Origin of the sequence: Erwinia persicina (assembly GCF_019844095.1) — a bacterium.
GTDB classification, from domain to species: domain Bacteria; phylum Pseudomonadota; class Gammaproteobacteria; order Enterobacterales; family Enterobacteriaceae; genus Erwinia; species Erwinia persicina.
Genome location: NZ_CP082141.1, coordinates 709,670 through 723,634, shown reverse-complemented (window position 1 = coordinate 723,634; position 13,965 = coordinate 709,670). Strand labels below are relative to the sequence as shown.

Sequence of the window (13,965 nt, the reverse complement as noted above, 5' to 3'; positions counted from 1 at the left end):
TTTAACCAAAACAGCGTAACCGCAGCCGGCGTTTACAGGGTGGGATTTGCATCACATTTATTTAACACTAAATAAACATTTTTATATCATTTCACTGTCGCTGTCATGGACTCACCGGTTACGCCTGCCACGGCAGCACGCCACGATGACGCCGCGCCAGCCAGGACGCCACCAGCATCAGGGCGACCACCAGCAGGATCATCAGGCAGCCGACCGCCGCCGCCAGCGTTGAGGAACCGCCTTCATCCAGAAAAACAATTGTCGGGCCGAGCGTCTGCGTATTCGACGTCACCAGCAATATCGACACCTGGATTTCATTCAGCGCGGTAAGGAACACCAGAATCGCCCCGGCAATCGCTGAGGGGGCGACCAGTGGCAACACAATATCCCGCATACGCCGCAGGAAACCCGCCCCCGCCAGTTGGGCCGCTTCGTCCAGTGATCGCTCAATGCGGGCAAAGCCGGCCAGGGTTGGGCGCAATACCAGCGCAAGAAAATTAGAGAGGTAGGCCGCAAGGATAATCCACACCGTACCGTAAAGGCTGACGTTCACCAGCGGCAGCGGCTTCAGGAAGAACAGCAGCGCGGCGATCCCCGTTACCACGCCAGGTAACGCAAAGGCCAGCTCACTGGAGAGGTGCAGTACACGCACCAGCCGGCTGCGTCGCCAGCTGAGGAAACAGGCCATAAACAGCGCCATCACGGTCAGGATGCACACCGCCAGCAGCGTTAATCCCAGGCTGGTGAGAAACGCGTGGCGGACAGCCGGGTAGTCAAACAGCGCATTGCGGTAATTGACCAGCGTCAGCGACTGCATGTTCAGCGTCTGGCCGAACCCCTGGGTCAGCGAGGTGGTCAGCAGCGCCGACAGCGGCAGCAGCAGGATCAGCACCATCAGCAGCCAACTGGCGCACTCCACGGGCAGACGCCAGCGGCCGAGAGACTGGGTGAACGGCTGGGTGCTGCCGTTGACGCGCACGTCGCGTCGCCCGCCAAGCAGGCTGCTGACCAGCATGCCGCCCAGGGTGATCGCCGCCAGCAGCAGCGACAGTACCGCCATATCCGGCAGCGCACCCGGGCCGGTGGTGTTGAGCTGCTGATAAACCAGAGTGATCAGCGTCGGCACGCGCCCCGGAATGCCCAGCATCGCCTGAATACCAAAATTCCCGGCGGCAGCGACAAATGACAGTGCCGCCCCGGCAAAGATAGCCGGACGTGCCAGTGGCAGCACCACGGTCAGCAGCACGCGCAGCGGGGAGGCCCCCGTGATCCGCGCTGCCTCGACCAGTTCGGCGGGCAGCCGCTGCAGCCCGGCACGTACCGCCAGGAACACCAGCGGTGCATTATGCAGGCCGAGGAGAAGAATAATCCCGCCCAGCGAATAGAGCGGCGGTGACCCCCCGCGGTCCACCGGCAGACCCAGCGCCGCCAGCCACTGCACAAGCAGACTGGAGGGCGACAGCGCCTGTACCCAGGCCAGCGCAGTCACCTGCGGTGGGATCATCAGCGGCAGAATAAAGGCAAAGACCCAGGCGGACTTTGCACGCATAGAACTGATCGCCACCAGCCATGCAGCCAGGGTACCGAGCAGCAGCGCCAGTGCCGTCGAGGCCAGGGCAATCATCAGCGTGTTGCCGGTGGCACGCAGCACGCGCGGCGTTGCCAGCAGACCGGACAGTCGCTGCATGTCCGGTACGCCCTGCGGTGCCACCGCCGCCCAGACCAGCCTCACCAGCGGCGCGACGGACAGCAGCCCAATCACCAGCGCCAGCAGCCACAGCACCCAGCGTTCACTGCCGGGCCAGCGGCTCCACGGCGTTCTGGGGAGACGGCGCGTCAGAGAGGGCAGCACGCTCATGTCTTATCCGCCGAAGATTTCAGTGAACTGATCGCGTACCTGTTTATCGTCGGCCACCGCCTTATCGCTGTCCAGCGTCAGCAGCTTAATGCTGTCAAACGGCGCAAAGCCTTCCGGTGCCGCAACGCGTTTGTCGATCGGGCGGTTACCCTGCCGGGCGACCAGCTGCTGACCTTTTTCTGACAGCATAAAGTCAACGAAAGCTTTCGCGGCCGCCACATTGTGGGCACCTTTCAGGATCGCCACGGGTTCAGTGACAAACGACACCCCTTCCTGCGGATAAACCAGATCGACCGGCGATCCCTGTTTTTTGGCGCGGATCAGATCGGCATCGGTGATCACCCCGTACTTCGCCATCCCGCTGGCCACCGCTTTCAGTGCCGGACCGTTACCCCCTTCCGGCGTGATGCCGTTGGCCGCCAGCTTTTTATAGAATGTCCAGCCGATGGACGGCGTGCCGATTGCCGTGTGCAGATGATACAGGGCCGCTCCGGAATAAAGCGGGCTGGGGACCGCCACCTGCCCGCGGTTCTCCGGGTCGGTCAGGGCCATCCAGCTGTTGACCGGTTTCGCCTTCTGCGTGTTATAGCCGATCACCGTGGCGATAATTTTGGTACCGAACCAGGTCTTATCCTTGTCATAAAAGTTCGGGCTGATATGGCTGACCGGCGCCTGCGGATACGCCATCAGTTGGCCCTCTTTCTTCAGTGCGCCGAGGTTGATGGAATCGGCCACCAGCAGAACGTCTGCTTTCACATCGCCGCTCATCATTTCCGTGCGCAGGACGTTCATCAGTTGCGTGGTGCCGTTACGCGTCCACTGCACCTCTATTCCGGGGTTAGCGGCTTTAAACGCATCAATGGTCTGCTGGGCAATTTCCGGTGCCTGTGAGGTATAGACCACCAGCCTGCTATCGGCGGTAGCGGTGAGGGAAGAGAAGCCAGTAAGCAGAGCCAGAACCGTTATCGTGCTACGCATATCCCTGAGATCCTTAAGGTAATGAAAGAAAAATTAAGCAGGAATGACCCAGCCGTCGATCGCCACCAGCTTCAGACGGTCGCCCGTCTGCCACAGCGGTTCATCGGTCAGCATCAGGGTCAGGCGGTTCTGCGGATCGGCCTCCGGGGCGATCTCCAGCTGGCGGTAGCCGCCCCGGTAGATCACCCGCTGGATGGTGCCCCAGAAACCAGTTTGATGTTCTTCAGCCAGACGCAGGTCAGCCGCATGGAGGCAGATTTTGCCGGACGGCAGAACCGCCTGCTGCGGGCTGGCTCGCAGTGCGATGCGCTGGCCATACAGGGTGACCCAGGCGCTGCCCTGGCCATCCGGTTCGACATCGCTGACCGTGACAACGCGGCCATCATCAATAAACCGCGCCACCATTTCACAGGCAGGCTGGCGATAAAGGGTCTGCGGGCTGGCGAACTGCATCACACGTCCGGCCTGCATCACCACAATCCGGTCGGCCAGTGCCATCGCTTCGTGTTGATCGTGAGTGATATACAACAGCGTGGCACCGGAGTGCTGGTGGAAGCGGGTAAATTCCTCTTCCATCGTGGCACGCAGATGGACATCGAGATTGGCCAGCGGCTCATCCAGCAGCACCAGCTGCGGGCGGGTGATCAGGCAGCGGGCCAGCGCCACACGCTGACGCTGACCACCGGAGAGATCGGCGGGTTTGCGTCCGGCCATTCCCGCCAGCCCTACCTGCAGCAGGGCGGCGGCCACGCGCTGCTGTCGCAGGCTGGGCGCCATCCCTTTCACTTTCAGGCTGTACTCCACGTTCTCTGACACTGACATATGTGGCCACAGGGCATAGTTCTGAAAGACGATGCTCAGGTCGCGCTGCTCCGGCGGCAGATGCTGCCCGGGGGCGCTGTAGCAGCGTTCCCCCACCACGATGGTGCCGGCATCCGGCGTTTCAAAACCGGCCAGGGTGCGCAGCAGCGTGGTTTTGCCACAGCCGGAGGGGCCGAGAACCGCAATAAACTCGCCATGCTCTATGCGCAACGAAACGTCGCGCAGCACCGGCTGCGTGCCAAAAGATTTACACAGGTTGTCGATCAGGATCTCAGACATGGATACGGCGCGTCTCCGTTGGTAACAGCAACGGGTTAAAACATACTGAGCGCAGATGACAGACAGGTGACAAGGCGGGAGCCTCACCCGTTATTGACCGCCCCGCACCGGGATAAGGATGAGCCGGAACAGCAGGTCTGCCCCGGAAATAAACCAGCTGGCGGGATCGCAGGGGCCGATCTTCTTTTTTGATCGACCCGTAAAGGCTAGCCGACGATCGGGGTCTTGGTTTTATTCAGCGCGTTCATAAAGGCCTCATCCAGATGCAGATGCTGCTTTACCAGCGCCGGTGGTGTCAGGGCCAGCCACTGATTAAGCGACAGGTCTGCATAGTAATCGCTTTTAAACAGCTCTAAAAACCGCAGCGGCTTATCCCCGGTGTTTTCAATATAGTGCCCCATGGCAAAGGGAACATAGCCCACATCCCCCGCGCGAAAATCGAAGGTCCGCGCCTCCCCCGAGGAGGCAAAGACCCCCATGCGCCCCTGCCCTTCCAGATAGTACTGCCATTCGTCGTTATTGGGATGCCAGTGCAGTTCGCGCATCGCCCCCGGCTGCAGTTCTACCAGTGCAGCGGCCACGGTTTTGGCGATTTTAAAATTGGAGGAGTCGGTAATGCGCACCGTACCGCCTTTCAGCGTCATGGGTTTTTGCGCCATCATGCGGTGGCTGAACTGCAGCGTGGAACGTTTAGCGCCAGCCATCGCATCGGCACTGAGCGCCCCCGGCACCTGACCGGCGAAGATATACTCATCGGACGGTGACGGCAGCGAGCTGAAGGTGCTGGCAGGGACACCAAAGTTTTTCGCCAGCACCTCCGGGGGAATATGTTTGAACCAGTCGCTGAGTAAGAAGGTGCTGTCCTCATCAAAGTTACCGTCGTCGAAGGCCAGCAGGAACTCGCAGCCGTCCGGTCCCAGTCCCTGAATGGAGTGCGGCATACCAGACGGGAAGTACCACAAATCACCGACACCGACGTCATCCACAAACCAGCCGCCGTTGGTGTCCAGAGCAGTAATGCGGGCCTTGCCGTAAAGCATATAGGCCCACTCTCCCTCCTTATGCCAGTGCAACTCGCGGATACCGCCGCTGTTCAGCCGCATATCCACTCCGGCAATGGTGGTAGAGATCCCCAACTCACGCTGCGTCACCTGGCGGGTCCAGCCGCCAGTGCCCTTGCGCACATGGGCGTCGCTAAAGGAGAAACGTAAGTTAGGCAGTGTGCCACTGTCGGTCGATGGCGGGTTCACAATATCCGGATTTTCCGCTTCACGGGTGGGGTCGTGCGGGCCGGGATCCGTGCCGCCCATATTCCCGTTGACAGGCCGTGCAGCGGGCTGTTCGTGGGCGTGAACCTTACCGGCAGCCAGTGCCACGGTGCCTCCGGCGGCAAAAGCCATAAAACGGCGACGTGAAAGAGGATTCATCGCGGAATTTCCTTATGTCAGTCAAAAAATGGACAACACCTACGGCACACCGATGCCGACAATTGATAAGATTAGGTGATGATTTTTTGCCCTTCCAGCGGAATACCTGCCGGAAAATAAGGGAAATGTAAGCAGGGATCCATCAGCGATTTTAATCACATGAGGGTTAATAACACCTCTAACACAAACATTTAATCGATAAATTCAACGCCGTTGACGATCTGTTTCCATCAGGACGTCGGAAAGGCACAAAACAGCGGTAAGATATTAAAATTATTTATCGACGCCATTACGTGCGAAGACATACCTCGTTACAGCCGATAACGCATGATTGCTTTATACGGCGCGCCCGGTTACCGCCTAGAATAAGGTTAATCGTTCCTCCTTCCTGCCCTCTGAATAAAGGCTGTTATGAACATCGATTCGGATATTACCTTTCGTAAACTGGAAATTTTCATCGCCTTTATGCAACTGGGCAATCTGGCCCGCACCGCCGATGCCCTGCGGATCAGCAGCGTCAGCGTACACCGGGCCTTGCACAGCCTGGAAGAGAGCGTGCGCTGCCCGCTGTTTATTCATAAAGGTCGCAATCTGGTGCCGTTGCCGGCGGCGCATACCCTGTGGGAATACAGTCAGGAAGCGCTGGATATGATGTCACGCGGGGTGGAGGAGACACGAAAAACGGCCGGCGTAGGCCAGGGAAGAATACGCCTTGGCACCCTCTATTCACTGACGCTGGAAACCATCCCACAGTTGATTATGGGCATGAAATTACGCCGCCCGGACCTGGAGATGGAACTGACCATGGGTTCAAATCAGATGCTGACGGCGCGGCTGGAAGAGGGCACGCTGGATGCCATTCTGATTGCGGTTGCCCCCGGCGATCTCGACCACGGTCGCTTTGAGAGCCTGCCGCTGTTTGACGATGACATTTTCCTTGCGGCCCCGGCGGCGTCAGGCCTTGATACCAGTTTCCCCGCCGATCTGCGTGACTTTCGTCAGGAAAAATTTGTCTCACTGGCGGAAGGTTTTGCCACCTGGCAGGGGTTCCAGGAGGCCTTTAATATTGCCGGCTATGAGCCAGACATCGTCACCCGGGTTAACGATATTTTCTCTATGCTGAGTCTGGTTCAGGCGGGTGTCGGCTATACGCTGCTGCCGGGCAGGATGAAACGCGTGTATGAAAATTCAGTGCAGTTGCTCAGGCTGGCACAGCCTTATCAGATGCGTCAGAACATCGCCATTGTCTTTGAGCGCAACCGCGAACACGATCCGAACCTGCTGGCGCTGGTCGCTGAGGGCCGTATGTACAGCCGCCAGCGCCTGCTGACTACGACGCCGCCCTGAGACGCTCTGCCAGACGACGCACCAGCAGCTCGCCGCTCTGTTCCAGCGACACCGCCTCCCCCGGACAGCCACAAAATGCCACGCGCGTCAGACCGGTCAGCGTGGCGCCGGGCGGCATCTCAATCGCCAGCCGGACCTCGCGTTCGTTGGCCGCCACCATGGCCTCATGCCAGCGCACGGTACGCGCCATATTGTTCGCCAGATCGTCGGCTATCTGCTCTGGCTGCCACAGCGCGCGGGCGGTGCTGCCACTCAGGTACGCACACGATGGCCGCGTCAGGCTCACCGAACGGAAGGCGTCGGCCAGTCTCGCCGCCGGTTCCGCCAGCAGTGCACAGTGTGAGGGGACGCTGACTGCCAGCCGGTGAATTTTCTGTGCTCCGGCGGCGCGGGCGCGGGTGGCCACAGCGCTCATCGCCGCCTCACTGCCGGCAATCACCATCTGCAGCGGTGAATTAATATTAGCCAGCCAGCACTCACTGCCCAGCAGCGGCACAAGCTGCGCCTCTCTCAGACCGACAATCGCCGTCAGGCCATAACCTTCGGGGTAGGCCTCTTCCATCAGCGTGCCGCGCAGGGCCACCAGACGGACGGCATCGCTGAAGGGCAGTGCGCCTGCAACCACGGCTGCCGGAAAGGCGCCAATCGACAGACCACAGGTCATATCCGCGTCAATGCCCTGCCGGCGGAGTTCACGCGCATGTGCGACGCCGGCAATCAGCAGGCAGAGCTGGACAGCGCGGGTGTGTTGCAGTGCGGTCGCACCGTCCAGCTGGCGTGCATCCTGCTGCAGGATCTCACTGGCCTCATCCAGCAGCGCCGCGCCGCCGGGTAACTGTTGCAGCATACCGGGGCGCTGTGCGCCCTGGCCGGGAAAAGAGAAGAGAATTTTCATGATGTTGCACTCCACGGCTGGGGGGTCATACGTGGTCCTGCGTTGGTTTTCAGCAGTACCTGCCCATCGCGCAACCATTCGTTTAAGGCAAAAGCGCCCCAGGGGGTTTCCACCTGCGTATCGGCCCGGCACGGCAGCTGGCTGACAAATGTCTGCCAGCGCCGCAGCGCCTGCTCCGCCAGCGGCTCAGGGCTGCGGATCAGCAGATCGAGATCGCTGCTGTCGTGCAGCACCGGAACCTCCGTAGCCAGCGCGTAACCCACGCTGCCGGTGATCCCCCATGGCCACTCCCAGCGTTGCTGTGCCAGTTGGATCGCCGCCTGCACCGGCTGCTGGGAAACAAAGGGCGAAGCCAGCAGCCGTTCGGTCACGCTCAGCGCCTCCGGTGACAGCCTGCGGATAATACGCTCTGGTGCCACCCAGCCTGCGGCACGTCGATCGCGCCGCAGGCCACGCACGCCCACCGGAATGCGCCCATGCTGATCCTGGTCGCGACGCACCACCAGCGGCAGATCGCTGCGCCACTGGCTGGCGACCCACTCAGGCAGATCGCCCTCAAGGGCATCCGTTGTCTGGATCCAGATCAAATCATGTGGCGCAATGGTCATATTACATCCCGGCGGTAAGGGTGATAAACAGCGGTAACGTGATGATACACAACAGCGAACTGATCAGCAGCGTCGCCTCGGCATCCGGTGACTGTACGCCAAAGCGGTTGCCAAATACCACGCCAAAGAACCCGGCGGACAGCGCCACCATCAGGATCGCGGTGATCGCCACCTGACCGCTAATGCCGAAGGCGATCACCAGCCCCCAGGCGATAAACGGCTGGATCAACATGGTGGTGATGCTGGACAACACCACCACGCCGTTAATTTTCAGCTGGCGGGCCGACAGGATCACCCCGGTCAGGAACAGCGCACCGGCGGTGGCGGCTAACCCTAAGGGTTTGATGGCTGACAGCACCATGCCCGGCATAGAAACCCCCAGGCCAGACAGCACCACCCCCAGCAGCGGCCCCCAGACAATCGGTTTGGTCACCGAACGCCACATCAGTACCGGCAGCATGCCGATCCCGGCGCTCGCGCCATCCCCTGCCGCCCGTGCTTTTTCCCTTTCCAGCGTCAGCAGACAGAAAGGCGTCATCAGCACTGAACCACAGGCAATCGAGACGGCAACCGACAGTGAGGTCGAGGCACCTTCACCCAGCACGCTGCCGAGGATCGGCAGGCCCAGCGCCGCATAGTTTGGCAGGGCGACGGTGAGCGTCAGCACTGCCGCATCCTGCGGAGACTTATGGAACAGCCGCGTGCTGATAAAATAGATCGCCGCATAGACAATCCACATCGCCAGCACCAGCACCAGAATCAAGGGCGACTGCTGGACAATACCGGCCCACGGCGTCTGCACCGTGGCGCTGAACAGCGCCGCCGGCAGGGCGAAATCCATCACAAAAATATTCAATAAAGAGACGTTTTTATTGTCCACCATCCCGGCTTTACCGGCGTAAAAACCCAGCAACATAATCACAAAGATAGGGGCAAGAGCATTAATAATTACATAAGTCATAACATCACCTGGTAGTTGAAGAGAGCACAGGCGCGATGATTATTATTTTTCAGGTGTTTATCGTCGGGTATGTCTGCCATACCCGACGACACCTGGCAGGTTGTCTTATGGCTCTTTATTGCTGGCGTGCACACTACCAGAGGCTGCGCATACGCTCCCTGACGGCTTTTGAACTGCGGCGGTTTTCCGCCTGCAGGCGGCACGTCAGGCCGGGATCGCGCCGGGCGGCTGCGAGAGCGTCCGTCAGCGCCTGCTGAACCTGCGCCACGTCGTCAGCCTCCGGGGCATCCGGCTGGCGGATATCCAGCAGCGACTCCAGCAGCCCAAGGGTGTGGTAGTTCCTGATGTCATAGGCCATCGGCGGAATGGTCTGTGCCAGTTTTTCCAGGGCCTCAACGCTGCGCAAGGTAATGCGCGCCGCCGCCTCTTTGCCCATGGCGTGGATCAGCACGCCACTGTCGTTGAAGGCGATCAGCCGGTTGGCCTGGTAGCCGTGGGCGAGGAAAGCCCCGGACATCGCTTTACCGACGATCAGCCCAATCACGATGTGCCCGGCCAGACGCGCCTCGGCGTAAGCGCCTGCTGCTGCTGCCAGCGCCTGATGAATGCCAAAAGCCTCTTCACGGCGTCCGTACGCCTGGCTCGGTACATCAATCACCGCGACAATTGGCCGCTTATGCGCGCTGGCCGCATCCTGCTCCACCGTTTCGTTAATGACTTTTGCCAGCGTCCAGCCTTCCAGCAGCCCGACTTCGCCCCGTGCGGCGCGGGGGTAATGGTTAGCGGCATCAGGCACCACGGCAATAAAACGGGCATCCTCGCCGTTCAGCTCACCGTCAGCCACCTGCACTGACGGGCATAATCCCGCCAGGCGGGTCGCCCCGGCAGTCAGCTGCTGGAGCCAGATTTCACCACGTCCTGTTGGCTGTTTCATTTGCGATCCTCCCCACTGAATAACGCTGTGATTTGTTGTGCATCGGCCTGCTGACGGGTATCAAACTGCGCCAGGCGCGGCAGGTAGTGCTGATAGCGACGCGAACGCGGCATCGCCGGGACGCCTTTTGCCAGCGCATCGCGCATTGCTTGTTTAATCGCCTGCTGACCATCGGCAACGAGGGCATCCACCAGGCCGCTGCGGGCGCGCACTTCGCCCCCGGTCATGCTCCAGATAAACGGCCGGTCGCGGGAATCATACTCATCAATACCCGCCTCCTGTTCAATGACCTGTGGGCCATTCAGGCCCAGCCGGGCTTCCCGGGTGACAATCAGGTAGCTGCACAGCCCGGCGGCAATCGACATCCCGCCGAAGCACCCTACCGTACCGGCAATAATGCCCACCACCGGGGTGTAACGACGCAGGTCAACGATGGCCGCGTGAATATCGGCAATCGCCGCCAGCCCGAGATTGGCCTCCTGCAGGCGCACGCCGCCCGTTTCCAGGCACAACACCGCGCGGGTTGGGATACCGTTGCGGTTATCTTCTGCCGCCAGTTCCAGCGCAGCGGCCATCTTCGCGCCGGAGACTTCGCCCATGCTGCCGCCCTGGAAACCGCCTTCAATGGCGATCACCACGGCAGGCTGGCCGTCGATGGTGCCTTTTGCCACCACCATGCCGTCGTCAGACTGCGGCACAATACCCTGCGCACCCAGCCACGGCGACATCATGCCGTCAAACGGATCAAGCAGTTCACGGAAGCTGCCGTCATCCAGCAGCAGGCGGGCGCGCTCACGCGCTTTCAGTTCAATAAAGCTGCTGTCATTACGCATCGGCTGCCTCCTCAAACACCTGTTCAATGCGGATGCGTGCCACGCCCGGGGTGGCACCAAAATCGTGAATGGTCATCTGGCCGGACGGTAATGCCCCGAAGCTGCTCAGGCGCTCAAATAACGCCTGCCAGCGTGGGCTGCTGTTATCCACGGAGGTGGTGATCGCCACGCGCAGTTCGTCTTTGTCATCAGCGACGTAGAGCACTTCCATATCGCCGGATCCCACCACGCCCGCCAGCGCTTTACCGCTGAGGTGGCGTGTAGCCGGAAAAGAAAAGGTTATCTGTTGCATAAGATCCTCGTAAAATTTGTTTCATCTGCGGGCAGACCGGAGACAGGCCTCGCCCGACAAAGCACCGGGTTACCCCACACAGACACGATCCAGAAACAGCGCCGCAGACAGCAGGTCAGCCGCACCGCCCGGTGAGGCGTTCAGTGCCAGCATCTGTGCATCAAGCTGCATAAGGGCCTGATAGCCAGCAGGCTGCTGCACGCCGCCCGCCGCCAGCACCGCGCGTGCGCCCTGCTGCATCGTCACCAGGCCCGCCATTCCGGCCCGCGACAGTACGCAGGTATCACTCAGTGACGTCATGATGGCCATCAGCGCATCCAGCCGGGCGGCGTCCACACCGGCGCCCTGCTGGCGGCTTTGCCACAGCTGCGGCAACGCCAGAGTGATCACATGAGGGAAACCCTGCCGGGCCTCTTCACGGGCACCGGGCAGACGGTAGCGTGAGCTGGCACGCTGGCCATTGCTGAACAGCTTCGGGGCAGCCTCATCCGGCAGCTGTGCCAGGCGGGCTGCCGTACTGACCACCTGCGTCAGGCTACCCATGCCGCCACACATCGACGCGGCAGAAACCAGCAGCCCCAGCGCCCAGATCGCTCCGCGATGGGTATTGACCCCACCGGTCTCCCGCATCATGACGGCTTCCCCGTCGCGTCCCAGCCGGCCTGCCGTCTGGCGCAGGGCGATATCCGCCGGGCGTCGCCAGCTTTGCAGCGCCATCTCACGAAACATCGGCGTCAGGCTGTGGGCAGACCGCTCCATCAGCGCCAGCGTCAAATCGTGATGCGCTCCGCTGCCGCGACGATCGACCAGCCCCGGCTTGGGCGTCAGCTTCGCTTCCATCAGCAGACAACGCGTGGCCAGTGCGGCCAGACGCTGCGCGTGACGTTCAGCAGGAGAGGCGGCGATCTGCCGCTGCAGGCTCATTACCAGCTCCTGAATTTAGCCGGTGGCTGATATAACCCGCCGGACCATTCGACCAGGTCAGCGACACTGCCGGCAGCCAGCAGAGAGCGGCGGGCATCGGTCCGGCGAATATCCAGATCTTCCGGGAAGGCGACTTTGCCTTCACGGCGCAGCTGTGTGACGCGCTTCGCATCCACGCCCAGCCCGATATCGGTGATACCGGCCACGGCGGCGACCATGGCACGCCGTTCTTCCAGCGACTTCGCCCGATAGAGGTAAGCAATCCCCTCTTCGGTCAGGACGTGGGTCACGTCGTCCCCGTAGATCATCACCGGAGCCAGCGGCATACCGGACGCTTTCGCCACGTCGACCGCTTCCAGCTTCTCGACGAAGGTCGGTTTTGATCCGGCCTGGAAGGTTTCCACCATCTGCACCACCAGCTTGCGGCCGCGTGCCATCGGATCGGGCTCATTGATCATCGCCAGCCAGGCGGGCGTTGCATGGCGTCGGCCGTGCGGGTCATGGCCCATATTCGGCGCACCGCCAAAGCCCGACAGACGGCCACGGGTGACCGTAGAGGAGTTGGCGTCACCATCGACCTGTAAGGTGGAACCGATAAACATATCGGCGGCGTACTGTCCGGCCATCTGGCAGAAGGCGCGGTTCGAGCGCATGGAGCCGTCAGCACCGGTAAAGAACACGTCCGGACGGGCGGCGACGTATTTTTCCATGCCCAGCTCACCGCCGAAGCAGTGCACGCTTTCTACCCAGCCGCTTTCAATCGCCGGGATCAGGGTCGGATGCGGGTTCAGCGTCCAGTGGCGGCAGATTTTGCCTTTCAGCCCCAGCTGTTCACCGTAAGTGGGCAGCAGCAGCTCAATGGCGGCGGTGTTAAAACCAATCCCGTGGTTCAGCGACTGCACCTGGTGTTCGGCGTAAATACCTTTGATCGCCAGCATCGCCATCAGCACGTGTTCCTGCTTGATCAGGCGTGGATCGCGGGTAAACAGCGGTTCGATAAAGAACGGCCTGTCAGCCACGACAACAAAGTCTATCCACGAGCCCGGGATATCCACACGCGGCAGGTCACATTCGTCGTCGACCAGTTCATTGACCTGAGCAATGACAATGCCGTCATGGAACGCGGCGGCTTCCACCAGAGCGGGAGTATCCTCGGTGCTCGGGCCGGTGTAGAGGTTACCTTTGCGATCGGCTTTGAAAGCGGCGACCAGCGCCACGTTCGGGATCAGGTCAACGTACAGCCGCGAGTAAAGTTCGATGTAGGTGTGAATGGCCCCGATTTCCAGCTGCCCGTCTTCCAGCAGTTGCGAAATACGCAGGCTTTGCGTGCCGGAGAAGGAAAAGTCGAGCTTGCGGGCGATGCCCTTTTCGAAAATGTCCAGATGTTCGCTGCGGCCCACGCTTGGCATGATCATATGCAGATCGTGCAACTTTTTCGGATCAGCCTGCGCCAGCGATCGTGAGAGGAAATCCGCCTGCTTTTGGTTGTTCCCCTCCATAACGACGCGATCGCCGGGCACGATCAGTTTTTCCAGCATGGCAACCAGATCGCCCGTAGGCAGTATTTTATTGTTCAGACCCAGGCTGGCAATACGGCGCTGTTTTTCACGGCGGCGCGTATCCCAGACACGGGGGGACGGGTTGGAAATCATGATAAAGCCTCCTGTAAGTGCATCCTGTCAGGGATGCTTCAGTCTGATGACGAGTCTGCACCCAAACAAGACGTTCAAACAATTACGTCCGGTGTATCAAACATTACCCATGGCGTAACGGTTGATAAAAAAATCATCTTTATCAATAGATTATG

The 13,965-nt window shown here is 60.6% G+C and carries 13 protein-coding genes; 1 reads left to right on the top strand and 12 read right to left on the bottom strand.

Annotation, left to right across the window (positions count from 1 at the left end):
- Positions 1–118: 118 nt before the first annotated feature.
- The 4 genes from K6L24_RS03330 to K6L24_RS03315 form a co-directional block, all read right to left on the bottom strand.
- Positions 119–1,858, bottom strand: coding sequence for an ABC transporter permease (locus K6L24_RS03330; RefSeq protein ID WP_137269500.1), 1,740 nt, complete (start codon positions 1,856–1,858; stop codon positions 119–121).
- A gap of 3 nt (positions 1,859–1,861) precedes the next feature.
- Positions 1,862–2,836: an ABC transporter substrate-binding protein gene (locus tag K6L24_RS03325; RefSeq protein ID WP_062745932.1), complete on the bottom strand. Its 975-nt coding sequence runs from the start codon at positions 2,834–2,836 to the stop codon at positions 1,862–1,864.
- Between the two features lie 33 nt (positions 2,837–2,869).
- Positions 2,870–3,937, bottom strand: coding sequence for an ABC transporter ATP-binding protein (locus K6L24_RS03320; protein ID WP_222681946.1), 1,068 nt, complete (start codon positions 3,935–3,937; stop codon positions 2,870–2,872).
- A gap of 206 nt (positions 3,938–4,143) precedes the next feature.
- Positions 4,144–5,364, bottom strand: coding sequence for an oxalate decarboxylase family bicupin (locus K6L24_RS03315; RefSeq protein WP_062745928.1), 1,221 nt, complete (start codon positions 5,362–5,364; stop codon positions 4,144–4,146).
- Between the two features lie 411 nt (positions 5,365–5,775).
- Between K6L24_RS03315 and K6L24_RS03310 the strand changes: the two genes are divergently transcribed.
- On the top strand, positions 5,776–6,711 hold the full coding sequence (locus tag K6L24_RS03310; protein ID WP_062745926.1) for a LysR family transcriptional regulator: 936 nt from the start codon (positions 5,776–5,778) through the stop codon (positions 6,709–6,711).
- On the opposite strand, the gene mdcH is transcribed toward K6L24_RS03310, so the two are convergent.
- From mdcH to mdcA, 8 genes are all read right to left on the bottom strand, one after another.
- Positions 6,695–7,606 carry a malonate decarboxylase subunit epsilon gene (gene mdcH / locus K6L24_RS03305; protein ID WP_118665545.1) on the bottom strand — a complete coding sequence of 304 codons (912 nt, stop codon included), beginning with the start codon at positions 7,604–7,606 and terminating at the stop codon, positions 6,695–6,697. The genes K6L24_RS03310 and mdcH overlap by 17 nt on opposite strands.
- Positions 7,603–8,214: a malonate decarboxylase holo-ACP synthase gene (locus K6L24_RS03300; protein ID WP_062745921.1), complete on the bottom strand. Its 612-nt coding sequence runs from the start codon at positions 8,212–8,214 to the stop codon at positions 7,603–7,605. Before K6L24_RS03300 ends, mdcH begins: the two co-directional genes overlap by 4 nt.
- A 1-nt stretch (position 8,215) precedes the next feature.
- Complete coding sequence (locus tag K6L24_RS03295; RefSeq protein ID WP_062745918.1) at positions 8,216–9,175, bottom strand: AEC family transporter; 960 nt, start codon at positions 9,173–9,175, stop codon at positions 8,216–8,218.
- A gap of 133 nt (positions 9,176–9,308) precedes the next feature.
- Positions 9,309–10,109 carry a biotin-independent malonate decarboxylase subunit gamma gene (gene mdcE / locus K6L24_RS03290; RefSeq protein WP_062745916.1) on the bottom strand — a complete coding sequence of 267 codons (801 nt, stop codon included), beginning with the start codon at positions 10,107–10,109 and terminating at the stop codon, positions 9,309–9,311.
- The gene (locus K6L24_RS03285; protein ID WP_062745914.1) at positions 10,106–10,942 is read right to left on the bottom strand and encodes a biotin-independent malonate decarboxylase subunit beta; all 837 of its coding nucleotides are present in this window, start codon (positions 10,940–10,942) and stop codon (positions 10,106–10,108) included. The genes mdcE and K6L24_RS03285 overlap by 4 nt, the downstream gene beginning before the upstream one ends.
- A complete protein-coding gene (gene mdcC / locus K6L24_RS03280) occupies positions 10,935–11,234 on the bottom strand; it encodes a malonate decarboxylase acyl carrier protein (RefSeq protein ID WP_062745911.1) in 300 nt (99 codons plus the stop codon). Before mdcC ends, K6L24_RS03285 begins: the two co-directional genes overlap by 8 nt.
- Before the next feature lie 69 nt (positions 11,235–11,303).
- On the bottom strand, positions 11,304–12,158 hold the full coding sequence (locus tag K6L24_RS03275; RefSeq protein ID WP_062745909.1) for a triphosphoribosyl-dephospho-CoA synthase: 855 nt from the start codon (positions 12,156–12,158) through the stop codon (positions 11,304–11,306).
- Positions 12,158–13,810 (bottom strand): malonate decarboxylase subunit alpha, encoded by a 1,653-nt coding sequence (gene mdcA / locus K6L24_RS03270; protein ID WP_222681945.1) that lies wholly within the window; start codon positions 13,808–13,810, stop codon positions 12,158–12,160. Before mdcA ends, K6L24_RS03275 begins: the two co-directional genes overlap by 1 nt.
- Between the last annotated feature and the right edge of the window lie 155 nt (positions 13,811–13,965).